19 protein-coding genes are annotated in these 20,999 nt (G+C 68.7%); 7 read left to right on the plus strand and 12 right to left on the minus strand.

Annotated features, from left to right (window positions below; genetic code table 11):
• Positions 1 to 7 precede the first annotated feature (7 nt).
• Complete coding sequence (locus ACZ5IQ_RS00765) at positions 8 to 838, plus strand: PaaX family transcriptional regulator C-terminal domain-containing protein (protein WP_464481520.1); 831 nt, start codon at positions 8 to 10, stop codon at positions 836 to 838.
• Here ACZ5IQ_RS00765 and ACZ5IQ_RS00770 read toward each other — a convergent pair.
• Together ACZ5IQ_RS00770 and ilvD are read right to left on the minus strand one after the other, a co-directional pair.
• Positions 775 to 1,941, minus strand: coding sequence for an ankyrin repeat domain-containing protein (locus ACZ5IQ_RS00770; RefSeq protein WP_464480662.1), 1,167 nt, complete (start codon positions 1,939 to 1,941; stop codon positions 775 to 777). The two genes, ACZ5IQ_RS00765 and ACZ5IQ_RS00770, sit on opposite strands and share 64 nt — an antisense overlap.
• A gap of 209 nt (positions 1,942 to 2,150) precedes the next feature.
• Complete coding sequence (gene ilvD / locus ACZ5IQ_RS00775) at positions 2,151 to 3,851, minus strand: dihydroxy-acid dehydratase (RefSeq protein WP_212807924.1); 1,701 nt, start codon at positions 3,849 to 3,851, stop codon at positions 2,151 to 2,153.
• Between the two features lie 75 nt (positions 3,852 to 3,926).
• Here ilvD and ricR point away from each other — a divergent pair, with 75 nt between their 5' ends.
• On the plus strand, positions 3,927 to 4,256 hold the full coding sequence (gene ricR / locus ACZ5IQ_RS00780) for a copper-sensing transcriptional repressor RicR (protein WP_212807925.1): 330 nt from the start codon (positions 3,927 to 3,929) through the stop codon (positions 4,254 to 4,256).
• 82 nt (positions 4,257 to 4,338) lie between these two features.
• On the opposite strand, the gene ACZ5IQ_RS00785 is transcribed toward ricR, so the two are convergent.
• From ACZ5IQ_RS00785 to ACZ5IQ_RS00800, 4 genes are all read right to left on the minus strand, one after another.
• A complete protein-coding gene (locus ACZ5IQ_RS00785; RefSeq protein ID WP_464480663.1) occupies positions 4,339 to 5,931 on the minus strand; it encodes a SulP family inorganic anion transporter in 1,593 nt (530 codons plus the stop codon).
• Positions 5,932 to 5,944: 13 nt separating this feature from the next.
• Positions 5,945 to 6,643 carry a cysteine hydrolase family protein gene (locus tag ACZ5IQ_RS00790; protein ID WP_212807927.1) on the minus strand — a complete coding sequence of 233 codons (699 nt, stop codon included), beginning with the start codon at positions 6,641 to 6,643 and terminating at the stop codon, positions 5,945 to 5,947.
• On the minus strand, positions 6,640 to 8,049 hold the full coding sequence (locus ACZ5IQ_RS00795; protein WP_212807928.1) for an allophanate hydrolase: 1,410 nt from the start codon (positions 8,047 to 8,049) through the stop codon (positions 6,640 to 6,642). The genes ACZ5IQ_RS00790 and ACZ5IQ_RS00795 overlap by 4 nt, the downstream gene beginning before the upstream one ends.
• A gap of 82 nt (positions 8,050 to 8,131) precedes the next feature.
• Positions 8,132 to 8,431, minus strand: coding sequence for a thiamine-binding protein (locus tag ACZ5IQ_RS00800; protein WP_064978907.1), 300 nt, complete (start codon positions 8,429 to 8,431; stop codon positions 8,132 to 8,134).
• A 222-nt stretch (positions 8,432 to 8,653) separates the two neighbouring features.
• Between ACZ5IQ_RS00800 and ACZ5IQ_RS00805 the strand changes: the two genes are divergently transcribed.
• The gene (locus ACZ5IQ_RS00805; RefSeq protein ID WP_464480664.1) at positions 8,654 to 9,730 is read left to right on the plus strand and encodes a L,D-transpeptidase; all 1,077 of its coding nucleotides are present in this window, start codon (positions 8,654 to 8,656) and stop codon (positions 9,728 to 9,730) included.
• Between the two features lie 61 nt (positions 9,731 to 9,791).
• On the opposite strand, the gene ACZ5IQ_RS00810 is transcribed toward ACZ5IQ_RS00805, so the two are convergent.
• Positions 9,792 to 11,765, minus strand: coding sequence for a M13 family metallopeptidase (locus ACZ5IQ_RS00810; protein WP_464480665.1), 1,974 nt, complete (start codon positions 11,763 to 11,765; stop codon positions 9,792 to 9,794).
• Between the two features lie 59 nt (positions 11,766 to 11,824).
• On the opposite strand from ACZ5IQ_RS00810, the gene ACZ5IQ_RS00815 reads away from it, so the two are divergent.
• Positions 11,825 to 12,493, plus strand: coding sequence for a hypothetical protein (locus ACZ5IQ_RS00815; RefSeq protein ID WP_406802149.1), 669 nt, complete (start codon positions 11,825 to 11,827; stop codon positions 12,491 to 12,493).
• Complete coding sequence (locus tag ACZ5IQ_RS00820) at positions 12,490 to 13,179, plus strand: hypothetical protein (RefSeq protein WP_318984813.1); 690 nt, start codon at positions 12,490 to 12,492, stop codon at positions 13,177 to 13,179. The genes ACZ5IQ_RS00815 and ACZ5IQ_RS00820 overlap by 4 nt, the downstream gene beginning before the upstream one ends.
• A 79-nt stretch (positions 13,180 to 13,258) precedes the next feature.
• On the opposite strand, the gene ACZ5IQ_RS00825 is transcribed toward ACZ5IQ_RS00820, so the two are convergent.
• Both ACZ5IQ_RS00825 and ACZ5IQ_RS00830 read right to left on the minus strand, forming a co-directional pair.
• Positions 13,259 to 13,798, minus strand: coding sequence for a helix-turn-helix domain-containing protein (locus ACZ5IQ_RS00825; protein WP_135357928.1), 540 nt, complete (start codon positions 13,796 to 13,798; stop codon positions 13,259 to 13,261).
• Positions 13,795 to 16,713, minus strand: a complete 2,919-nt coding sequence (locus ACZ5IQ_RS00830; protein WP_135357940.1) for an MMPL family transporter — start codon at positions 16,711 to 16,713, stop codon at positions 13,795 to 13,797. The genes ACZ5IQ_RS00825 and ACZ5IQ_RS00830 overlap by 4 nt, the downstream gene beginning before the upstream one ends.
• 410 nt (positions 16,714 to 17,123) lie before the next feature.
• Here ACZ5IQ_RS00830 and ACZ5IQ_RS00835 point away from each other — a divergent pair, with 410 nt between their 5' ends.
• Both ACZ5IQ_RS00835 and ACZ5IQ_RS00840 read left to right on the plus strand, forming a co-directional pair.
• Complete coding sequence (locus ACZ5IQ_RS00835) at positions 17,124 to 17,663, plus strand: hemophore (RefSeq protein WP_212807931.1); 540 nt, start codon at positions 17,124 to 17,126, stop codon at positions 17,661 to 17,663.
• A 127-nt stretch (positions 17,664 to 17,790) separates the two neighbouring features.
• Positions 17,791 to 18,162 (plus strand): heme-binding protein, encoded by a 372-nt coding sequence (locus ACZ5IQ_RS00840; protein ID WP_212807932.1) that lies wholly within the window; start codon positions 17,791 to 17,793, stop codon positions 18,160 to 18,162.
• Positions 18,163 to 18,214: 52 nt separating this feature from the next.
• Here ACZ5IQ_RS00840 and ACZ5IQ_RS00845 read toward each other — a convergent pair whose 3' ends face one another.
• Genes ACZ5IQ_RS00845 through ACZ5IQ_RS00855 form a run of 3 tightly spaced genes read right to left on the minus strand, consistent with a single transcriptional unit; the run spans position 18,215 to position 20,937 of the window.
• Positions 18,215 to 18,586, minus strand: a complete 372-nt coding sequence (locus tag ACZ5IQ_RS00845; protein WP_212807933.1) for a DUF3054 domain-containing protein — start codon at positions 18,584 to 18,586, stop codon at positions 18,215 to 18,217.
• Complete coding sequence (locus ACZ5IQ_RS00850; RefSeq protein ID WP_212807934.1) at positions 18,576 to 19,787, minus strand: M23 family metallopeptidase; 1,212 nt, start codon at positions 19,785 to 19,787, stop codon at positions 18,576 to 18,578. The genes ACZ5IQ_RS00845 and ACZ5IQ_RS00850 overlap by 11 nt, the downstream gene beginning before the upstream one ends.
• Entirely contained in the window at positions 19,774 to 20,937 is a 1,164-nt protein-coding gene (locus ACZ5IQ_RS00855) for a lysylphosphatidylglycerol synthase transmembrane domain-containing protein (protein WP_244872709.1), read from the minus strand. The genes ACZ5IQ_RS00850 and ACZ5IQ_RS00855 overlap by 14 nt, the downstream gene beginning before the upstream one ends.
• Positions 20,938 to 20,999 lie beyond the last annotated feature (62 nt).

The following is a 20,999-nucleotide window of genomic DNA, read 5'->3' on the forward strand; positions in this document are numbered from 1 at the left end:
CGAGAGCATGCTGCGGGACGATGCCACCATCGACGCCGGTGCGCTGTACGACGTCGCGGGCGAACTCGGGATGACGGACCAGCAGGTACGGTTGTGCATCAAGCGACTGGTCGCCGACGGGCAGTTCGTCCAGGACGGACGCGGCCGGAAAGCGGTGCTGCGGGCGACCGATGAGCTGCGCAGCAGCATCACCCCGGACCTCGACTACCTCCGGCTCATGTACGCCCAGGACCGGGGCGACAACCCGTGGGACGGACGCTGGCACGTCGTGGCGTTCGCCGTCCCGGAGTCGATCCGGTCGGCGCGTGACGCCATGCGTGACGCGATCATGCGCCTCGGTGGCGCCGCGATTCAAGGTGGTCTGTACGTCTCGCCGAATGACTGGGACAGCGAAATAGCCGCCACGGCAGAACAATTGGCGATCACCGACCACGTCACCACGCTCACGACCGCGGATTTGGCCGTCGGAGGCACCGATGAGCCGCGAGCCGTCGCGGGCCTCCTGTGGCCCCTGGACGACATCGCCGAACGTCACCGGCGACTGCTCTCCGTCGCCGAACGCGCACTGTCCGCCTTGCCGGGCGCCGCCCCGACCGCGCAGCTCACCACTGCCATCGAGCTGGCCGCCGAATTCAGTCGCGCGCTCGAGCCAGACCCGCTGCTGCCGCCAGAGTTGTTGCCACAGCCGTGGATCGGCGTCGCAGCGCGGGCGAAGGTCGCGGAATGCTGGGCAGAACTGCTCAAAAGCGATGCCCCGCACCGCATCAAGCTGTTTCAGTGGTACTCGGAAGTGGTGTCCGAAGTCGCGGCGCGCAGCAGTTCAGCGGCCTCGGTCTGATAGGCGTGCTCGGCCCACTGTAACGGCGTCGAGCCGAACCGTCCGTCGGTGATGGACGGATCGGCGCCCGCCTCCAGCAGCCGCCGGATCAGCGGCAGGTCGCCCTCCCACGCGGCGTGGTGCAGCGGCGTCGCGCCCTCATCGTCACGGGCGTTGGGATCGTCCGGAAAGGTCTGCGCGACGAGTTCGACACCCGACACGTCGATGCCGTGCCGGGCGAGCAGGTCGAGGCGATCGCGGAACCCGTGCTCGGCGGCCCAGCGAATCTGCCGCTGCCACAGCTGTTCTCGCGTCTCCATCGCCTCGCCGAGCCGTCGCTCCCACGGGCTGGGCCCGGCGTCGGCGAGACCGTGGGCGAACAGTAGTTCCAGGTGCGAATCGTCCGGGCGGAACATCCGGTTGTAGAGCGTCTGCTGATCAACCGGATGGGCCCCGCGGCGCAGGAGCAGCGTCGCGAGCTCGGTGGCATGCGGATGCCGGGGCTGCCGCCGCGGCCCTTGCTCGCCTTCGCCGAACACCCCGGTCAACAGTGTGAACGGCGTCGACATGCCGCACCACAGGTAACCGCCGTTCGGATCGGCTCCGGCGTCGAGCAGGAGCGCCGCGGCGGCCAGGACGTCATTTGCACTGCGGCCCAAGGGAATCCGCGAGTAGCAGAGGTACATCATGGGCACCCAGCCGAACGGCCCGCCGCCGGTGCCGGCCAGTGCCGGGCGACGAGTGAGATGGTCGGCCAGCGCGACCGGATCACCGGCCGCGGCTGCGGCCCAGACGCTGCGGGAAACCACATCAGGCTGGGCGGCGAGCAGCTCGGCAGCGGACTGCCGGCGCGGCGGGGCGTCGGATTCGTCGTACCGCAATACCGCCCATGAGCAGAACCGGTCAGCGGGGTCGAGGGCGTTCTCGTCGACGGCGCCCGGGTCGACGCTCAGATCCGCGGCCAGCCGCAGGTAGTGCACCAGTGCGGGCCAGCCGGTGAAGCCATACCGACGGGCGACGGCGAGCTGGGCGGCGTGTAGCGCGATGCCGTTCGCCCGCTGCAGCGTGCGTGCTTCGGCGCGCAGTTTGTCCAGGGACGGATTGGTGGGCAGTGTGCTGGCCATGGCGGCCTCCTCTCATGCGCCCGTGTCCGCGAATCGGGCCGAGAAGAGGTCGGTCACAAGGTGAAGCAATCAGCAGGGAGGCTGAGCCTCTTCGAGCGGACGTCGGGCGGTCCTGCGCGCCCGACCTCACGCTATCACCGAGCCCGCCCACCGGGTGTTTTGTGCACGATTTTCCGCGCCTACCGCGGAAAATCGTGCACAAATCCCGGCTAGGTGCAGACGGCGCCGACGGCGGCGGACTGGACCAGCTTGGTGTACTTGGCCAGCACGCCGGTCTTGTAGCGCGGCGGCAGCGGCTCGAAACCTTCACGGCGCGAGGCCAATTCGGCTTCGTCGACGAGCAGGTCCAGCTTGCCATTGGCGACGTCGAGACGGATGCGGTCGCCGTCGCGCACGAACGCGATGGGGCCGCCGTCGACGGCCTCCGGCGCGATGTGCCCGACGCACAGGCCCGTCGTCCCACCCGAGAAGCGGCCGTCGGTCATCAGCAGCACGTCCTTGCCCAGGCCGGCGCCCTTGATGGCGCCGGTGATGGCCAGCATCTCGCGCATACCCGGGCCGCCCTTGGGGCCCTCATAGCGGATGACGACGACGTCGCCGTGCGTGATGGTGCCGTCCTCCAGCGCGTCGAGGGCGGCCCGCTCGCGCTCGAAAACCCTTGCGGTGCCCTCGAAAACGTCGGACTCGAAGCCGGCCGACTTCACGACGGCGCCCTCGGGAGCCAGCGAGCCGTGCAGGATGGTGATGCCGCCCGTCGGGTGGATCGGGTTGTTCATCGCGCGCAGCACCTTGCCGTCCGGGTCGGGCGGCGCGATGTGGGCGAGGTTCTCGGCCATGGTCTTGCCGGTGACGGTGAGGCAATCACCGTGCAGCAGACCGGCATCCAGCAGGGCGCGCATGACGACGGGCACGCCGCCGATCTCGTCGACGTCCTTCATCACGTGGCGGCCGAAGGGTTTCACGTCGGCCAGGTGCGGCACCTTGTTGCCGATGCGGGTGAAGTCCGCGAGCGTCAGCTCGACCTCGGCCTCGCGGGCGATGGCCAGCAGGTGCAGCACCGCGTTGGTGGAGCCGCCGAAGGCCATGACGACGGCGATGGCGTTCTCGAACGCCTCCTTGGTCAGGATGTCGCGCGCGGTGATGCCGCGGCGCAGCATCTCGACGACGGCCTCACCGGACTTGCGGGCGAACTCGTCGCGGCGCTTGTCGATGGCGACGGGAGAAGCGCTGCCCGGCAACGACATACCGAGGGCCTCGGCCGCCGACGCCATGGTGTTGGCGGTGTACATACCGCCACAGGCGCCTTCGCCCGGACAGATGGCGCGTTCGATGATGTCGACGTCCTCGCGGGACATCAGCCCGCGGGCGCACGCACCGACCGCCTCGAAGGCGTCGATGATGGTGACTTCCTTCTCGGTGCCGTCGGTCAGCTTCGCGACGCCGGGCATGATCGAGCCGTTGTAGAAGAACACGCTCGCGAGGTTCAGCCGGGCGGCCGCCATCAGCATGCCGGGGATCGACTTGTCGCAACCGGCGAGCAGCACCGAGCCGTCCAGGCGCTCGGCCTGCATGACCGTCTCGACGCTGTCGGCGATGACCTCGCGCGACACCAGCGAGAAGTGCATGCCCTCATGGCCCATCGAGATGCCGTCGGAGACGGAGATGGTGCCGAACTCCAGCGGGTAACCGCCGGCGGCGTGCACGCCCTCCTTGACCGACTGCGCCAGCCGCTGCAGCGACATGTTGCAGGGGGTGATCTCGTTCCACGACGACCCGACGCCGATCTGCGGCTTGCCCCAGTCGTCGTCACCCATGCCTACCGCGCGCAGCATGCCGCGGGCTGCGGTTTTCTCGAGACCGTCGGTGACGTCGCGACTGCGGGGCTTGATATCGGGCTGATCAGCAGACATGCAGGTAAGTATGCCCGCCGCCACCAAGCGAAATTGCATTGGATACCCCTAAGGGGTATGCGGTACGCTGGGGTTATGACGGCAGACGAGTCGGACGTTGCGGTGGCGGGTCACCCTGAGGCCCAACACGGCTATTCGCCGAACAAGGACAACTACGCCAAGCGGCTGCGGCGCGTCGAGGGACAGGTCCGCGGCATCGCCAAGATGATCGATGAGGACAAGTACTGCATCGACGTGTTGACGCAGATCAGCGCGGTGAACAGCGCGTTGCAGTCGGTCGCGCTGGCGCTGCTCGACGAGCACCTGGGGCACTGCGTGAGCCACGCGGTGGCGGTCGGCGGCGACGAGGCCGAGCAGAAGCTGGCCGAGGCCTCCGCGGCGATCGCGCGGCTCGTCCGGTCCTGACGCAATGTGACTCCACGAGCGTCGTCATCGAGTCATTTGCGATGGCGCCGCTGTCAGGGGCACATTGTGATCGCGCCGTCTCCTAGTGCCCGGCGACGACGTCCGACTCGTCGACCGTGACCGGTTGATCGGCGCCGGGTAACCGCGAGTACGCGGCGCACACCAGGCCGAAGAACAGATAGCCCAGGGCGACCTGTGGATTGGCCGCCCACGCCACCTCGGGTGCGTGGATCAGACCGATGAAGGACAACGCCGCACCGACGACCGACGCAATGGCCGCGTAGCGGAACTTCTTCTCCAGGATGAAGGTAACCATGGTGCCGAGAATCAGGCCGACGAGCACCGCGCCCTCGCCGAGCGTCTGCAACCCCTGGTAGACCACGCCCGCGCCGTTGAGCTTGTCCAGGCCCACTGCCGCGGCCGAGGTGCCGGCGGCATTCAGCGCGTTGTCGACGAGGCCGCCGGCCCATTGCGCGAGGTTGGGCAGCAGCGCCGCGACGACGGCGACGGCATGCAGGCGCGGCACCGCCTGGAAGGCCTGCGCGCCGATCAGCAGACCGATGTAGAGCAGGATCGGCACGATCGCGGGCACCGGCAACAGCGCGTCGAGCACGCCGAACAGGCCCAGGAAGCAGAAGGCCCCGATCAGCACGCCACTGGCCAGCGAATACCCGGCCCGGCCGCCGGCGTCCTTCCAGCCGGGGTGGCCGATGTAGACGGCAGGCGGGAACGGCGAGCCGAAGGCCGAGCCGATCACCGCGCCCGCGCCGTCGGCCAGCAGCACGCTGCGCAGGTTGTAGTTGTCGCCGGCGGCGGACGCGCTCTCGACGTTGCTCATCGCCTCGGTGAAGTTGTAGACGCCGAGCGGTATGGCGGTCCCCAGCAGCGGGGCCAGATGCGACAGGCCCGAGAGCAGCATGCCGATCCGCAGGTCGGGGAGCCCGATCGCGACGTCGGACACCGCCTTGGCGACATCGGGCGCCGACATGAACCCGCCGATCCAGCCGATGGCGGTACCGACGAGCAGTGCCGCAAGTCCGGTCGGGATGCCGAACGGCAGCTTCACGTCGGTGAAGAACCCGATCAGGATGATCGCCAGCACCGGCAGTCCGATCCAGGCCGCCTCCCACATCTGGGCCGCCGGCCGCATCGAGATGAACGTGATGGAGATGCCGGCCAGCGTCCCGAGCATGGCCGCCCGCGGTGTCAGTTTGCGGATGTAGGGGCCGACGAACGCACCGATCATCACGATGATGCCGATCATGAAGGCCCACGCCAGCCCCGCCTGCCAGGCCCGCATCGCATCCTTGGTGTGCAGGTAGACCGGCAGCATCACCACGAACACCACGATGAACATGTGCGGCACGCTCGGGCCGTACGGCAAAGCCGTGACGTCCGTGCGGTTTTCGCGCCGCGCGAGGCGGCGGGCCAGGAACGTGTAGTAGAGGTTGCCGAGGATCAGCGCCACCCCGAGCGCGGGCAGGATCGTGCCGAGTACGTCACCGGCGGGGACCTTGACGACGCCGATCATGAGACCCGTCAGCGTCAGGACGTTGACCAGGATGTTGAACCCCAGCCCGAAGAACGCGTTGGTGTCGCCACGCGTCCACCACGGAATGGACAGGGCCGGCTTTGGGGTGCCGGCGGCCGGGGGATCGGAGACGTCGGTGGACATGGGCAGGTCCTCTCTAGACCGCAGAAGGTGACGGGGCGCCGAGTTGTTGCAGCGCGGGAATGACCGCCGCGGTGTCCGCGACCCAGCCGAAAATGCCGCCCTGCGCGGCGATCATCTCCAGGCCCACCCGCTGGAACTCCGGGAAATATGAACCGACGCAATCGGATACGACCAGGCACTCGTAGCCGCGGTCATTGGCTTCGCGGGTGGTGGTGTGCACGCACACCTCGGTGGTGACGCCGGTGACGAGCAGTTGCGTGATGCCCGCAGCGGTCAGCGCGTCCTGCAGCCCGGTGGCGTAGAACGCGCCCTTGCCCGGCTTGTCGATCACCAACTCGCCGTCGATCGGGGCCAGCTCGTCGACGATGTCGTGGCCGTACTCACCGCGGATCAGGATGCGGCCGTACTTGCCGGGATCCCCGATCCGTTTCGACGGCGCACCGCGATTGAGCTTGGCGGGCGGGCAGTCCGACAGGTCTGGTTCGTGGCCCTCGCGGGTGTGGATGACCATGACCCCGGCGGCACGGGCCGCGGCGAGCAACGCCGCCAGCGGTGGCACCACCTTGAGCAGCTGGTCGACGTCGTTGCCGAGGCTCTCGCCGAAGCCGCCGGGCAGCAGGAAATCGCGTTGCATGTCGATGACGATCAGCGCCGTCTGACCCGCGATGAGCGTGAACGGAGTCGGTGCGGCCGGTACCGCGACAGTCGTCATGCGAGCTCCGTGACGGGCGCCGCGGCGACCTCGGTTGTCGTGCGGGGCTCGTCGAGGATGCGCGCGGCCAGCGTCAGCGCGGTGTCGTCCGACAGGGCGTTGCCCAGCAGCATCGCGCTGTACGGACGGCCGTCACCGGTCACGCCGAGCGGGACCGCGACGCCCAGGAGATCGAGCAGATTGCCGAAGTGCGTGTAGTGGCCCAGCATCGTGTTGCAATCGATCGGGTTGGCCTGCACCTGCTCGACGGTGAAGGTGGTCCCGATGGTCGGCACCACCAGGATGTCCATGGACTGCCAGAGTCGTCCCACCTCGGCCTTGAGCTCTTGCAGCTTCTGCAGGGCGGCGAACGCGTCCACCGCGGTGTAGTTCAGGCCGCTGCGGAAGATGTCGCGCACCACGGGGTGGATCGAATCAGGTTGTCGGGCAAGGAAATCACCGAACTCGACGAGCCGCTCGGCCACCCACGGGCCCTGATAGAGCAGGGCTCCCGCGGCGAGGAACGGCGCCAGTGACACCTCGACGATGACGGCCAGGCGCTCGAGGTGTTCGCGGAAACTCAGATGCGCTGCGCGCATGGCGTCGTCGCCGAAGAATTCCAGTTCGGCGATCGGCGGTAGGCCGACCCGGATCGGCCCGCCGCCGCGGCGCGGTCCCCGGTCGCGCGACCACGCGTCGGCGTCGTCGCGGCCGGCCATCACGTCGAACACCCGGTCCACGTCGTCGATGCAGCCCGCCATCACGCTGAGGCAGTCCAGCGACTTGCACGCCGGTACCAGTCCGACAGTGCTGATCAGTCCGCGGGACGGTTTGAAACCGACCACGCCGTTGAGGGCGGCGGGGACCCGGCCGGACCCGGCTGTGTCGGTGGCCACCGCGAACGGCACCTGGCCCAGCGCGACCGCCAGCGCGGAGCCCGAACTGGACCCGCCCGAGATGAGACCACCGCCGTAGACGCTGCGCGGCACCGTATAGGGCGTCCGGGTGCCGTTGAGACCCGTCGCGAACTGGTCGAGGTTGGTCTTGCCGACATAGAGCGCGCCCGCGTCGAGCAGGCGTTGCACGGCCGGTGCGGTTCGCTCGGCGACGTACGCGTAGTCGGGGCAGGACAGGGTCGTGGGCACGCCGGCGACGTCGATGCTGTCCTTCACACCGAACGGCACGCCGTACAGCGGCAGTGTGCGTGCGCCGGGCCGGTTCTCGATCTCCGCCGCGGCCGCCAACAGCTCCTCGCGCGGCACGACGGACAGCCAGGTGCCGTCATCCCCGCGGGCGGCGATGGCGTCGGCCACGCGGGCCGCGGTCTTGACCGGAGAGCCGGTGCCGGCGGCGTGCGAATCGAGGATTTCGGCCACCGACGGGCCGATGGTCGGACCAGCGGCGAACCCGTGCACATCAGAACCCATGCCTGACCATTGTCGGCAGCATGATGGCGCCGGCAGTACGGGCGTGTGTCGATCGTGTTAGGGGTCGACGGCCGCGTTGCGGCTACGTGCCGAGTTCGTCCTCGATGCGCTGGACCTTCGCGGTCAGCTGGCCGGTGTAGCCGGGCCGGATGTCGGCCTTGAGGACCAGGCTGACCCGCGGGGACACCGCAGCCACGGCGTCCACGGCCCGCTTGACGACGGCCATCACCTCGTCCCACTCACCTTCGATGTTCGTGAACATCGCGTTGGTCTCGTTGGGCAGGCCGGACTCGCGCACCACCCGCACGGCTGCGGCGACGGCCGCGGCGACGCCGCCGGACTCGTCACCACCCATCGGGCTGACGCTGAAGGCAACAATCACATGGTCGATTGTGCGCGGATTCCGCGGCTTCGACAGCCGTCCGCCGTGTTTCCCGGGTGTCGCGTGTGACCGGTGAGAGTAACGCTCGACATATCTGAGGCGATCAACTGGGCAGTTCAGCCGCCTTCGACGGGGCCGAAATCGCGGTACGACGGGCTTTCGCGGCAGGGGCCGGTCAGCGCGCTATGAGAGACTGGGGACGTTGTGAACTGGAGGTGGCGGATGCCGCAGTGGAACAAGAGCAAGCTTCTGACCGCGGTCGTGGCGGCCGGACTGGTCGCCGGAATGACCGTCGCAACCCCGTCGGCACTGGCCGACCCGGATGCGCCGGACCCCGATGTGGCGGCAGCGCCCATCGATCCGGGTCTTCCCACTGAGGCACCCTTGCCACCGCCGATCCCGCCGGCTGCTGAACCGGTGCCGGCGCCTGCGCCCGTCATCCCGGGCGCCCCGATCCCCGGCGAACCCCAGCCGATCCCGCCAGGTACTCCGGCAGGCCAGAACCCGACCCCGTTCGTCGGTCAGCCGCCGTTCAACCCGCCGACCTTCAACCCGGTGAATGGGTCCATGGTGGGTGTGGCCAAGCCGATCTACATCAACTTCCCGCGGCCCATCGCCAACAAGCAGATGGCGCAGGACGCCGTGCACATCTCGTCGAACCCGCCGGTGCCCGGCATGTTCTATTGGGTGACCGACACCCAGCTGCGCTGGCGGCCCATCGCCTTCTGGCCGGCCAACACCGTCGTCAACATCGACGCCGCGGGCACCAAGTCCAGCTTCCGCACCGGTGACGCGCTGGTCGCCACCGCCGACAACGCGACGCACCAGATGACCATCAGCCGCAACGGCAAGGTCGAGAAGACGTTCCCGATGTCCATGGGCAAGACCGGCGACGAGACCAAGAACGGCACCTACTACGTGCTGGAGAAGTTCCCGGACATCGTGATGGACTCGTCGACCTACGGTGTCCCCGTCAACTCCCCCGAGGGCTACAAGCTGAAGGTGCAGTGGGCCGTCCGCATCGACAACAGCGGCGCGTTCGTGCACAGCGCCCCCTGGTCGGTGTCCGACCAGGGCAAGCGCAACGTCAGCCACGGCTGCATCAACCTGGCGCCCGACAACGCCAAGTGGTTCTACGACCAGTTCGGCAGCGGTGACCCGATCGTCGTGAAGAACTCGGTCGGTCTCTACAACTACTCCGACGGCGCGGGCGACTGGCAGTGGGGCATGCAGACCCCGGCCGCGACGCCGTCCACGGGCAGCGGCTCGGGTTCGGGTTCGGGCGCCGGCACGCGCTGATCCGTCGACAACGCGAAAACCCCCTATTTCCAATGAAATAGGGGGTTTTCGCGTGGTATGGCTAATTCCAGATGCGCACGCGCTCGGCGGGGTCCAGGTACAGCTCGTCGGTCGTGGTGACGTCGAACGCCTCGTAGAACGAGTCGATGTTCCGGATCACGCCGTTGCACCGGAACTCCGGCGGCGAATGCGGGTCGACGGCCAGGCGCCGAATGGCTTCGGCGTCACGGGATTTGGTACGCCACACCTGCGCCCAGCCGAAGTAGACGCGCTGGACGCCGGTCAGCCCGTCGATGACGGGCGCCTCCTTGCCGCCCAGTGACAGCTCGTAGGCCAGCAGCGCGATGGACAGCCCACCCAGATCGCCGATGTTCTCGCCGACGGTGAACGCACCGTTCACGTGATGGCCCGCGTCCAGCGCCCGCGGCGTGAAGGCCTCGTACTGCTCGATGAGAGCCTTTGTCCGCAAACCGAATTCGGCACGGTCGGCATCGGTCCACCAGTCGACGAGGTTGCCGTCGCCGTCGTACTTGGCGCCCTGGTCGTCGAAACCGTGCCCGATCTCATGCCCGATCACCGCACCGATGCCGCCGTAGTTGGCGGCGTCGTCGGCCTCGGCGTCGAAGAACGGCGGCTGCAGAATGGCCGCGGGGAAGACGATCTCGTTCATGCCCGGGTTGTAGTAGGCGTTCACCGTCTGCGGCGTCATGAACCACTCGTCGCGGTCCACTTCGCTACCCAGCTTGGCCAGCTCGCGATCGTGCTCGACGGCCTGGCCCCGCAGGTAGTTGCCATACAGGTCGCCGGCGTCGATCACCAGATTCGAGTAGTCCCGCCAGCGTGCCGGGTAGCCGATCTTCGGGGTGAACTTGTCCAGCTTGGCCAGCGCGCGCTGCCGGGTCTCGGGCGTCATCCACTCCAGGTTGGTGATGCTGACGCGGTAGGCCTCGCGCAGATTGGCCACCAGCTCATCCATGCGCGCCTTGTGGGACGGCGGGAAGTGCCGGTCCACGTAGAGCTTGCCGACGGCGTCACCCATCAGGCTCTCGACCAGGCCGACGCCGCGCTTCCAGCGGTCCCGGATCGCCTCGGTGCCGGACAGGGTGCGGCCGTAGAAGTCGAAGTTCTCCGCGACCAGGTCGTCGGTCAGGATCGGGGCACGGCCGCTGATCACGCGCCAGCTCAGCCACGCCTTCCAGTCCTCGAGCGGCTCGGACGCCCACAGCGCCGCGAAGGCGACGAGGAAATCGGGTTGCCGCACCACGACTTCGGTGACCACATCGGCCGACGCGCCGACGGCCGCCAGCCAGCCGTCCCAGTCGAAACCGGGCGCCTCGTCGGCCAGATCGGCGAACCGCCGCAGGTTGTAGCTCAGGTCCGCGTCGCGGCGCTTGACCACATCCCAGTGCGCCGCGGCCAGCTTGGTCTCCAGCGCGACGATGCGGGCGGCGGTCTCGGTCTGGTCGCCGCCGTAGACCAGGCTCAGCATGCGGGCGATGTGCTGCGGGTAGGCCGCCAGCACCGCCGCGTGTGCCGGCTCGCGGTAGTAGGACTCGTCGGGCAGGCCGAGCCCGGACTGCGTGAAATGCAGCAGGTACCGCGTCGAATCCTTGGAGTCGGTGTCGACGTACGCGCCGGCGCCCCCGCCGACGCCGGTGCGCTGCAGCCCGCCTAGCACGGCGGCCAGCGCTTCAGGGGTAGCAGCGTCGGCGATGAGAGCCAGCTCGGCCCGCAGCGGCGCCAGGCCCACGGCGGCCACCTGCTCGGTGTCCATGAAGCTCGCGTAGAGGTCGCCGATGCGCTGTGCATCGGTGTTTGGGGCGCCGGCTGCGTTGGTGATGAGATCGCGCACCTGCTCCTCGGCGCGGTCGGCCAGCAGGCGGAAGGCGCCGTCGGTGGCGCGGTCGGCCGGGATGTCGTAGTCGGTGAGCCAGCGGCCGTTGACGTGACCGAACAGGTCGTCCTGCGGGCGGGCGTCGGGGTCGAGGTAGCTCAGGTCGATACCGGATCGGGGCGAGGTAGCTTCGAGAGTCACCTCGCCATCCTGCCATCGCCGCTGCAGTGCCGGTGGGCGCTGCGGGTAGCCTCACGCCCATGCCCGACGAGCGCAGCGAAGACTCCGCCGAAAAAGACGCTGCGAAAGACACAGCGAAAGACACCGGATCAGCCGGAGCGGCCACCGCCGCCAAGGCTGCCGCGCCGAGCGATCAGGCTGAGGGAATCTTCAGCCGCTACGGCATCGTCTCCGCGGTGCTGGGTGTCGTCGCGGCCGTCGCCGTCGTCGTCGCGACATGGGTCTACCTGGGGCACCGGGCCGACGACAAGGACCGCGTGCACGAGGCGCAGGCCATGAAGGCCGCCGCCGAGTGGGCCGGCCTGCTGATCAATATGACCAAGGACAACGTCGCCGTCAACGTGCCGAAGCTGCACGAGGGCACCGTCGGCCAGCTCAACGCCGATTTCGATGCCACCGTCGCGCCGTTCACCCAGCTGGTGCAGAAGCTGCAGAGCCAGACCACCGGGCAGATCGAGTCCGTCGCGTTGGAGACGCTGCACCACGCACCGCCGGGGGAGCAGGGCAAACCGGCCGTCCAGCCCGAGCTGGCGGCCATCTCCTCGGATACGACGACGGTGCTCGTGATCGCCACGTCCGTGAGCCAGAACGCCGGCGCCAAGCCGCAGACCGTGCGCTGGCGGTTGCGCCTCGGGGTGTCCGACATCGGCGGCAAGTTGCTGATCTCGCGATTGGAGACGCTGCGATGAGGAACGCGTGGCGGGTACTGGTCTTCGACATCCTGGCGCCGCTCGCGGTGCTGGCGAGCCTCGTCTACATCGGGCTGGCGCTGGACCGGCCGCTGTGGTGGGTCGTGGTGGGCACCATCGTCGGGCTGCTGGTGCTGCAGGCTTCGATCGTCAACTTCGTGCTGTTCCGCCGTGACGGCGTCACCATGGGCACCGATGACGACGCGCCCAGGTTGCGGCTCGCGGTCGTCGGCCTGACGACGGTCGCCGTGGTCGCGGCCGCCATCGTCGGCTACACCAAGTGGACGGTGCCGGATCGCACCACGAGCGCCGACATGTCCATGGTGGTCGGCATCGCCAGCAGTGTCGCGGAGGCGTCGGCGACCTTCACGCCCGGTGCGCCGAACGTGTCGATCGACCGCGCCACGGCGTTGATGGCGCCGCAGCGCGCGGAGGCCTACCGCAACGAGTTCAACGCGGTCGCCAAGGATCTGACCAGCCGTGGGGTGGCCGGGCAGGCGAGCACCATCTCGGCCGGTATCGAGACCATCGGCCCCAATTTCGCCAGTGTCGCCGTGGTCATGCGGGCCACGCAGAACACCCCCAACAAACCCGCACAGGCGACGGTGTTGGGTCTGCGGGTCACGCTGACGAAGCAGGACGGACGCTGGCTGGTCATGGACGTGACCCCGATCGCGTCGCGGTAGGGGTGGTAGCCGCTCGAGAGGGACCAAATGGTCGTCTCGGCGCGCGAGAAGCGACCATTTGGTCCTTCTCGGCGGGTGGCTACGAGCGGGCGGAACGCATCCGGGCGAACCGGTCCGAGAGCCGGCGCATGCGCACCAGCAGCGCGGCCGACGGGCTGGTGGTGCCGGCGGTGTAGGCCGAAAGTTCTTGCGCGCCAACACCGATGCGGGACGCGAACTCGGTCTCGCTGAGACCGGAACGCTCCATCAGCAGCCGGATCTGGCGGGCCACCTCGGCGCATTCGTTGGCTTCGAGCTGCGTGCGGGCGCGGGCCAGCACCTCGGCCAACGCCTTGGAGATGCCGTACGGGTTGCTCGTGGCCAGAATCTCTTCGACCTGACGGGCGGTGCGGCCGAAGGGGTCGCGCTTGATGGCGACGACGATGCGCTGCCACACCGCGAGGTCGTCGTTCTCCAGCGCGGCGCGGATGGCGGACGTCGACCAGAACTCGACGGGCTTCTCGCCGGGGGCCTGTGCCGGGAACGCGACGGTGGGCGCCCCGTTGGTGCCGGCGGCGGTGGACTTACCGGGACCGTCGGCACCAGAAGGGGTGTCCCTCACTTCGGATGTCAACGTCACCTCGCCTCCTCCAACATGGCCACCGCCACCGCCAGACAACGCTGTTTGACGTCGGGCCAATCTGCCGATTCGTGGTCGTCGAACGGGTGCGGGTCGGCCAACCTACGGACCAACTGGGTGGCCACCCACTGGTTCTTCGACCGTTCTCCACAGTAATACCCGTCAATTCCGGCCAGAACCGCGGCTGCGGTCCGGATATCCATGCAGGAGACCAAATCGACGAAGTCGGTGTAGTCCTGGACGCTGTTGCGCGACATGATCAGGTAGCCCTTGAGTCGCAGCGTCTCGGCGCCCGTCGGGATCTCGAGCCGGTCGCCGGTGGGCAACAGCACCGTCGTCGTCTCCACGGGGCTGCGGCGCTCGATGGCGGGGCCGTCGGTCTCGTCGAGCGACAGGGCGTCGAGCGCGACCGACAGCCGGCCGCCCCACATGGTGACGGGGTGCACGTCGGGGTTGTCCGACGCGGACCGGGACTGCCCGTGCGCGCGCCGCCGCAGCAGCGCCAGCCCGGTGCGCGAGCGGTCCGTGCGCGGGGGCGCCGCCGCGATCCGGCGGGGCACGGCGCGTGGTACGTACTGCTGCTCGCCGGGCTCGCAGCCGCTGAACGCCAGCGGGTCGGCGACGGTGACGGTCTGTGCGGCAAGGTTTTTCAGCTTGGCCGCGGACTTGACGACGCTGCGCAGTTCGGCGCCGGACGGGCCCAGTGCGGAGATGTCGTCGGGGATGATGACGAGGCTGCCGGTATCGGTGGCGGGCAACGGCTTCTCGAAGTCCACTGACGGCAGCAGGCGGTCCAGCCACTTGGGCAGCCACCAGTTCCACTGGTCGAACATCGCCATCAGCGCCGGCACGAGGACCAGCCGCACCACCGTGGCGTCGACCGCGATGGCCACGGCGCAGGCCACACCCATCTGGGCCACCAGCGGCATCCCGGCGAACGCGAACCCGATGAACACGGCGATCATGATCAGCGCGGCGCTCGTGATGGTGCGGGCGCTGGTGCTGACGCCGTACGCGACGGCGTCGCGGGTGTTGCCGGTCTGCAGGAAGCGTTCCCGGATACGCGTCAGCAGGAAGATCTCGTAGTCCATGGACAGGCCGAACGTCATTGCCAGGACCAGCGGCGGAATGGTGGTGTCGAGCGACTCCAGGGGCTTGAAGCCGAGCGCCTTGAACCAGCCCCATTCGAAGACGATCACCAGGCTGCCGTAGGCCGCGGCCACCGACAGCACCGTCATCAGGACGCCCTTGAGCGCCAGCACCACCGAGCGGATCGAGATCAGCAGCATCACGAACGCGATGAGCGACACGAAGACGAACACCAGCACCTCGGTGTTCGCGACGCGATGGTCGAAGTCCATGATCAGCGCCGTCGGCCCGCCCACCGCGATGGCGACGTTCGGGCCCGCGACCCCCGGCAGATGTTGTCGCAGCCACGTGATCGAGTCCCGCGCGACGAGGTCTTCGGGGTCGACCGACAGCACGACCGTGAACAGGGCGCTGCGGTTGTCGTTACTGAAGACCGGCGGCGCCACCTGGGCCACGTCCGGCGCCTGCGTCATGGTCTGGTGCAGCGCGTCGAGCGTCGCGGTGTTCTGCGCGTCGGAGGCCGTCGCGTCGGGGAACGTCGCCAGCACCCGGAGGGGGCCGAGGGCACCCGGGCCCAGCGCTTCCGCCGCGGCGGCCACGCCGCTGCGGATCTCGTGCGTCGGGGAGAACTGGCGCAGCATGCTGTTGCCCAGTTGCATGCCGAACGACGGTGCCGCGAGCAGGACCAGGAAGACGGTGGCCAGCAGCGCCGACAGCCACGGACAGCGCATGGTGCGTTCGGTCCACTGGGTCCAGAACGGCGACTGCGCGGCGTCGGAGCGGCGCGAGACGTGCAGCCACGACGAGCGCTTGGCGACCCGCTTGCCGAACGTGGCCAGCACCGCCGGGATCAGGGTGGTCGACGTCAGCACCGCGATGGCGACGGCGAGGATGGCGCCGGTGGCCATCGACGACAGCACCGGTGTGCCGATGAGATAGATGCCGGTGATCGAGGCGATCACGGTGAGCCCGGACAGCACGACCGCCAGGCCCGACGTCGCCATCGACGCGTCGACGGCCTGTTCCGGATCGCGTCCGGCCCGCAGTTCCTCCCGGAAACGCATGAGGATGAACAACGAATAGTCGACGGCGAGCGCGATACCGAACATCGACAGCGTCGTCGTCGCGAAGACGCTCATGGTGACCCAGATGGACAGGAGGTAGACCACTCCCATCGTCACGATCACCGTGCAGGCGCCGAGCAGCATCGGCATGGCCGCGGCGGCCAGGGAGCCGAACACCGCCAGCAGCACGATCAGCACGATCGGCAGGTTCCACTTCTCGGCCTCGGCGACGTCGTGCTTGGTGGTCTCACTGGCAGCCGCGCCGAGTGCGCCCTGCCCGATGACGTACAGCCGGACCTTGCCGTCGGCGGTCTGGCCGGGCTTGCCGTCCTTGATGCCGATCGCGGTGCGGAGCTTCTTGGCGATGTCGACGGCGCCGCTGTTGTTGAAGTCGAGGCGCAACGTCACGACGTAGGGTTTGCCGGCCTGCGGCTCGGCCTGCGTGGGGTCGGGGACGACCTTGACGCTGGAGACGCCGGCCGCGATGCGTTTGAGCTCGTCGACGGCGGCCGTCATGTCTTCCTGCGTGGCGTTGGCGTTGGGGGCCGCGACCAGGGCCAGCGGCGAGGCGCCCTCGTCGGGGAAATGGTCCTCGAGTTCGCGCTGGACGTGCAGCGATTGGGAGCCGGCGACCTCGAAGCCGCCGCCGCTGAGGTTGCTGGACTGGGTCGCCGCGAGATACAGGGACGGCACCATGAGCAACAGCCAGGTGGCGAAGACCACCCAGCGCCAGCGCCGCAGCAGACCGCTCAGCCGCATCATCAACTGCTGGATGGCGAACCCTCTTCCTGCGGTCGTCCCGGTTGCCACCGGAGTGTTTTGATCGGCGTTTCGTGCCGCCGACCCTACCCCAGTATGGGGTAGGGTGACCGGCTCGCGAGCGGCGATGAGGCGCCTGACGGGAACCTTGATCCAACTGCAACCGGGCCCCTGGCGTCCCCGCCGGCAACGTTGTCGGAGGCCGATGGCGGGCTCCGGCGCCAGGTTTGAACACCGCAGTGACCTGGATGTTTGCTGTGTGGATTGGTCACCGGCCGCGCCGCGATGGCAAGATGGCGGGAGCCGAATCCCGGATGAGGCCGGCGCTGCCATTGACGCCACCCCGGGAAAACAGTGTTTGCCGAGTGTTTACATGGCCGTCTCTGGTCCGTAAACCGGTGAGGAGATTTGCCATGAAGACGACCAGTGTGGCGGTTCGCCGCGGACTTGCCGGGGCGTTCGCTGTAACTGCAGTCGGCGGTGTGATGGTGACGTCGTTCGGGGCTCCGTCGGCCGGTGCGGGCCAGGATCCGTGCGCGGCCAGCCAGGTCGCCAAGACCATCGGCATGGTGGCCACCTCGACGGGCACCTACCTGGATGCGCACCCCACCGCGAACCAGACGCTGACCAACATCTCGCAGCAGCAGCCCGGCCCGCAGTCGTTGGCAGCGCTGAAGACCTACTTCGATGCCAACCCGCAGGAGGGCGCCGCGCTGCAGAACTTGCAGGCGCCGCTGGTGACGTTGTCGTCGCAGTGCAAGCTGCCGCTGACGCTGCCGCAGCTGATGGGCCTGATGCAGTCGGCGCAGCAGGGCGGCGGACTGCCCGCCACGCTGCCCGCGATGCCGAGCGTGCCCGGCGCCGTGCCGTTCACGCCCACCCTGCCCGGCGTGACGACGGCGACGGGGTCTGTGCCTGCGGCTCAGGCCGTGTCGGCACCCGCCGCGCGGTAGTTCCGGCCGCGCCCGGAGCTCCTTATCTGGCACCCCGCGAAAGTCGTCGCACTTTCTGATTAGCTTCCAGTGTCGGCATCGGTACTGGTCGCCGACATCGGAGCTCTCGACGAAGGGGTTTGACCACATGATGCTTTCCGCTCTGGCCAAGCGACGCGTTGTTGCCGGTTTCATCGGTGCCGGCGCGGTCGCCGGCAGCATGTTGTTCGGTGCCGTGCCGTCGGCCCTCGCCGACGACCTGCCGCCCAACTGCACCTCTGCGGACATCGCCGGCGTCAAGTCGGGCGTCGAGGCCTCGACCTCCGCCTACCTGTTCACCCACCCCGACGTGAACGACTTCTTCACCAGCCTCCGGGGCCTGTCGAAGGACCAGGCGCACGCCAAGGTCAAGCAGTACCTGGCCGCCAACCCGCAGACCAAGGCGGAGCTGCAGGGCATCCGGCAGCCGCTCAAGGACATCCGCGACCGCTGCGGCATCCCCGGCCCCGCCGCCCGCTAACCCGGGATTTGTGCACGAAAATCCGCGGTAGGCGCGGATTTTCGTGCACAAATCACTTGCGGAGGCGAGCCAGGCCGCGCCAGCCGAGCAGGAAGACGGCGGTGACGGTCGAGGCGACGATCACGAAACTCACCGCGACGCCCTGAGCCGAGGCCTTGCGCAGCAGCATGCCGATCACGATGGTGCTGACCCAGACCACCAACCCGGTCGGGTTCAGCGCGGTTGGGCGGCGCCAGCCCCGCGCCAGCGCCCAGCCCGCCACGGTTCCGGTCAGGAACGGCCAGCTGGTGTGCGCCACACCGGCCAGCGTGATGCCCTCGGCGTGGCTGCGCCGGCCGATGGAGCAGAAGATCACCACCAACACCACGTCGGTGAGGAAAGCCAGTGCGGCACTGCGATTTCCGGTGGTCTGCTCAGTTGTCATAGGTCATCACGTCCAGATTCAGTGGGCTGACATTGTTTTCGGCGCGGGCGGTGAAGCCGGGTTCCGGACGCGCGGGACCGCCGGCCTCCAGCGCGTCGACGGCTGCCATGTTGGCCAGTCGGTCGGTGAGCCGGAACGAGCGGAACACGAACGGCAGGCCGTCCGCGCGCAGTGGATCGGGTGCGCTCATCACGTGGAAATGCAGGTGCGGCGCACTGGAATTGCCGGTGTTGCCGACGTTGCCCAGCACCTGCCCGGTGGTCAGCCGGTCACCCGGCTTGACCTTGACGCTGCCGGTCTTCAGATGCGCGTAGAAGGCGAAGTTTCCGTTCCCGATGTCCTGGACGACGTGATTGCCGCCGTACTGCGCCAGCGTGAGGCCGGTCGGGTCGACACCCGGCACCTGCTCGGGCAGGCCGTCGAGAACCGCCACCACCGGGCCGTCGGCGACCGCGTGCACGTCCGAGCCGAAGTAGAGGTAGCTGTCCGTTTTCGCGCGGTCCCCGCTGAACAGCTGCCCGTCGGCCCGTAGCTGCTCGTAGTCGATGGCGAATCGCTCTGCGGCCCAGAGTTTTCCATCGATCGGGTTGAGGGCCATGCGGTGCGGCGTCATGTCGCAACAGCCGTTGGCGTCGAGCCAGCCGGAGCCGCGCAGCGGCGGGTCGAGTACGACGGGCTTGTGGTCGGACACCGTCACGGGTGCGACGTTCTCGGTCACCACCGGTGGCACGAGCGGCGGCATCGGCTTGGGTACCTTGACCACCACCCGGTGTGAAAGTTGCTGGGGCGCAGCGCCACCCGCGTCCAGTTTGACGTCCAGCCAGACGATCGACCGTTGTCCGGGCGCCAGATCGTTGCTGCTGATGCGGGTGCCCATGGTCCGCGTCCAGTAGGCGAGGCCGGCGCCGGACAGTTGCAGCAGGGGCCCGGCGGGTCCCAGGACGGCGATCGAATCCACGGTCACGGGTTCGGGGGAGGTGTTGGTCAGCAGCAGCTCGTATGCGAGATGCACCTTCCCGTCGGTCGCCGGAACGGGCACGGGTTCGGCCACGACGTCGACGAGGACGGGCGTGACGATCGGCTCGGCGCCTATGGAAGTCGTTGCGGGAGTAGAAGACTGGACCGATTTCGGTGCCGTCGTGCAGGACGTCAGCGCGGCGGCGAGCAGCAGTGCCGCCGCCGGCCGGCTACCCGGGATCATGCGAGGTCTCGGGGTCGGCGGGCGGCACACCCGGTGCGGGGGAAGGGGTTTCGGGCGCATCCGGGTCGAAGTCCTTCTCCGTGCGGAACAGGAAGAAGAACACCACCCAGCCGATGGCCGAGATGAAGATCCAGCTGACCAGTCGATAGATCAGCATCGTCGAGATGGCCGCCGCGAGCGTCATGCCGCTGGACACCAGGCCGGGCACCAGCACCGCCTCGACCACGAGCAGCCCGCCGGGCATCAGGGGAATCGCGCCGACGGCGCGGGCCGCGGCATACGCGACAGTCAGGCCGGCCAGCGACGGATGCCCGCCGGTGGCGTACGCCGCGCAGGCCAGGCACGCGACGTCGGCGATCCAGTTGAACAGCGACCAGCTGAATGCGACGGTCAGGGTCCGGCGGCTCAGGCTCACCGACTCCAGCTGGTTCAGGGTGCGGCGCCAGCCTTCCAGCCCGGTGTCGGCGGGCTTACCGCGCAGCGAGTTGAACCACGACAGCAGCCGCACGCCGATGCCGTCGATCTGCTGCGGATTGGCGGCGACGGTCTGGGCCAGTAGCAGCAGCGCCACGAAACCGCCGATCGTGAAGATCAGCGACAGCGGGTTCTTGCTCGCGCCGAGCAGGAACGCGCCGCCCAGGCCCAGCAGGGCCAACCCGACCACCTGCAGGGCCCCGGACATCACCAGCTGCCACGAGGCCACCAATGGCGAGGCGCCCCACAGCCGCTGCTGGCGGTAGACGAAGGTGGCCGAGAGCACTGGGCCGCCCGGCAGGGTGGTGGACAGCGCGTTGCCCGCGTAGAACGCGGCCTCGGACCGCCACTGCTTGACCTGGACACCGGCGGACCGGAGCAGGGTGCGCTGAATCTGCGCGAAGCTGTGCATCGAGGCCAGGGCCGCGACGGCCGCGGCGGCGACCCACCACCACGTCGCCGACAACAGGCTGCGCCACGCCTTGGCGAGCTGCTCCCAGACCATCACGACCTCGACGGTCAGCACGACGACGGCGATACCGATCAGAACCCAGCGCAACCACCAGTACTTGCCGCGGGGCCGGGCCGGTGCCGAACGGGCATCGGCGCGCCGGCACGCCGCCCAGAGGCCGCGACGGCGGGCCGTCAAAGACCCGGGGGCAGCCTCGTGTGACACCGCTACAGCGTATCCGGCGTGTCGCGGGCGGCTCGCCGTACGCGGCCCGCATGGCGCAACGA

It is taken from the genome of Mycobacterium toneyamaense, from assembly GCF_055384815.1.

Excerpts from the sequence above, each read along its gene's own strand:
- ACZ5IQ_RS00845 (WP_212807933.1), bottom strand. The coding sequence starts at position 18,586 with ATGACAACTGAGCAGACCACCGGAAATCGCAGTGCCGCACTGGCTTTC.
- ACZ5IQ_RS00765 (WP_464481520.1), top strand. The coding sequence starts at position 8 with ATGCTGCGGGACGATGCCACCATCGACGCCGGTGCGCTGTACGACGTC.
- ACZ5IQ_RS00770 (WP_464480662.1), bottom strand. The coding sequence starts at position 1,941 with ATGGCCAGCACACTGCCCACCAATCCGTCCCTGGACAAACTGCGCGCC.
- ACZ5IQ_RS00820 (WP_318984813.1), top strand. The coding sequence starts at position 12,490 with ATGAGGAACGCGTGGCGGGTACTGGTCTTCGACATCCTGGCGCCGCTC.
- ACZ5IQ_RS00805 (WP_464480664.1), top strand. The coding sequence starts at position 8,654 with ATGCCGCAGTGGAACAAGAGCAAGCTTCTGACCGCGGTCGTGGCGGCC.
- ACZ5IQ_RS00840 (WP_212807932.1), top strand. The coding sequence starts at position 17,791 with ATGATGCTTTCCGCTCTGGCCAAGCGACGCGTTGTTGCCGGTTTCATC.
- ricR (WP_212807925.1), top strand. The coding sequence starts at position 3,927 with ATGACGGCAGACGAGTCGGACGTTGCGGTGGCGGGTCACCCTGAGGCC.
- ACZ5IQ_RS00795 (WP_212807928.1), bottom strand. The coding sequence starts at position 8,049 with ATGGGTTCTGATGTGCACGGGTTCGCCGCTGGTCCGACCATCGGCCCG.
- ACZ5IQ_RS00830 (WP_135357940.1), bottom strand. The coding sequence starts at position 16,713 with ATGATGCGGCTGAGCGGTCTGCTGCGGCGCTGGCGCTGGGTGGTCTTC.
- ACZ5IQ_RS00850 (WP_212807934.1), bottom strand. The coding sequence starts at position 19,787 with ATGATCCCGGGTAGCCGGCCGGCGGCGGCACTGCTGCTCGCCGCCGCG.
- ACZ5IQ_RS00835 (WP_212807931.1), top strand. The coding sequence starts at position 17,124 with ATGAAGACGACCAGTGTGGCGGTTCGCCGCGGACTTGCCGGGGCGTTC.
- ACZ5IQ_RS00790 (WP_212807927.1), bottom strand. The coding sequence starts at position 6,643 with ATGACGACTGTCGCGGTACCGGCCGCACCGACTCCGTTCACGCTCATC.
- ACZ5IQ_RS00815 (WP_406802149.1), top strand. The coding sequence starts at position 11,825 with ATGCCCGACGAGCGCAGCGAAGACTCCGCCGAAAAAGACGCTGCGAAA.
- ACZ5IQ_RS00785 (WP_464480663.1), bottom strand. The coding sequence starts at position 5,931 with ATGTCCACCGACGTCTCCGATCCCCCGGCCGCCGGCACCCCAAAGCCG.
- ilvD (WP_212807924.1), bottom strand. The coding sequence starts at position 3,851 with ATGTCTGCTGATCAGCCCGATATCAAGCCCCGCAGTCGCGACGTCACC.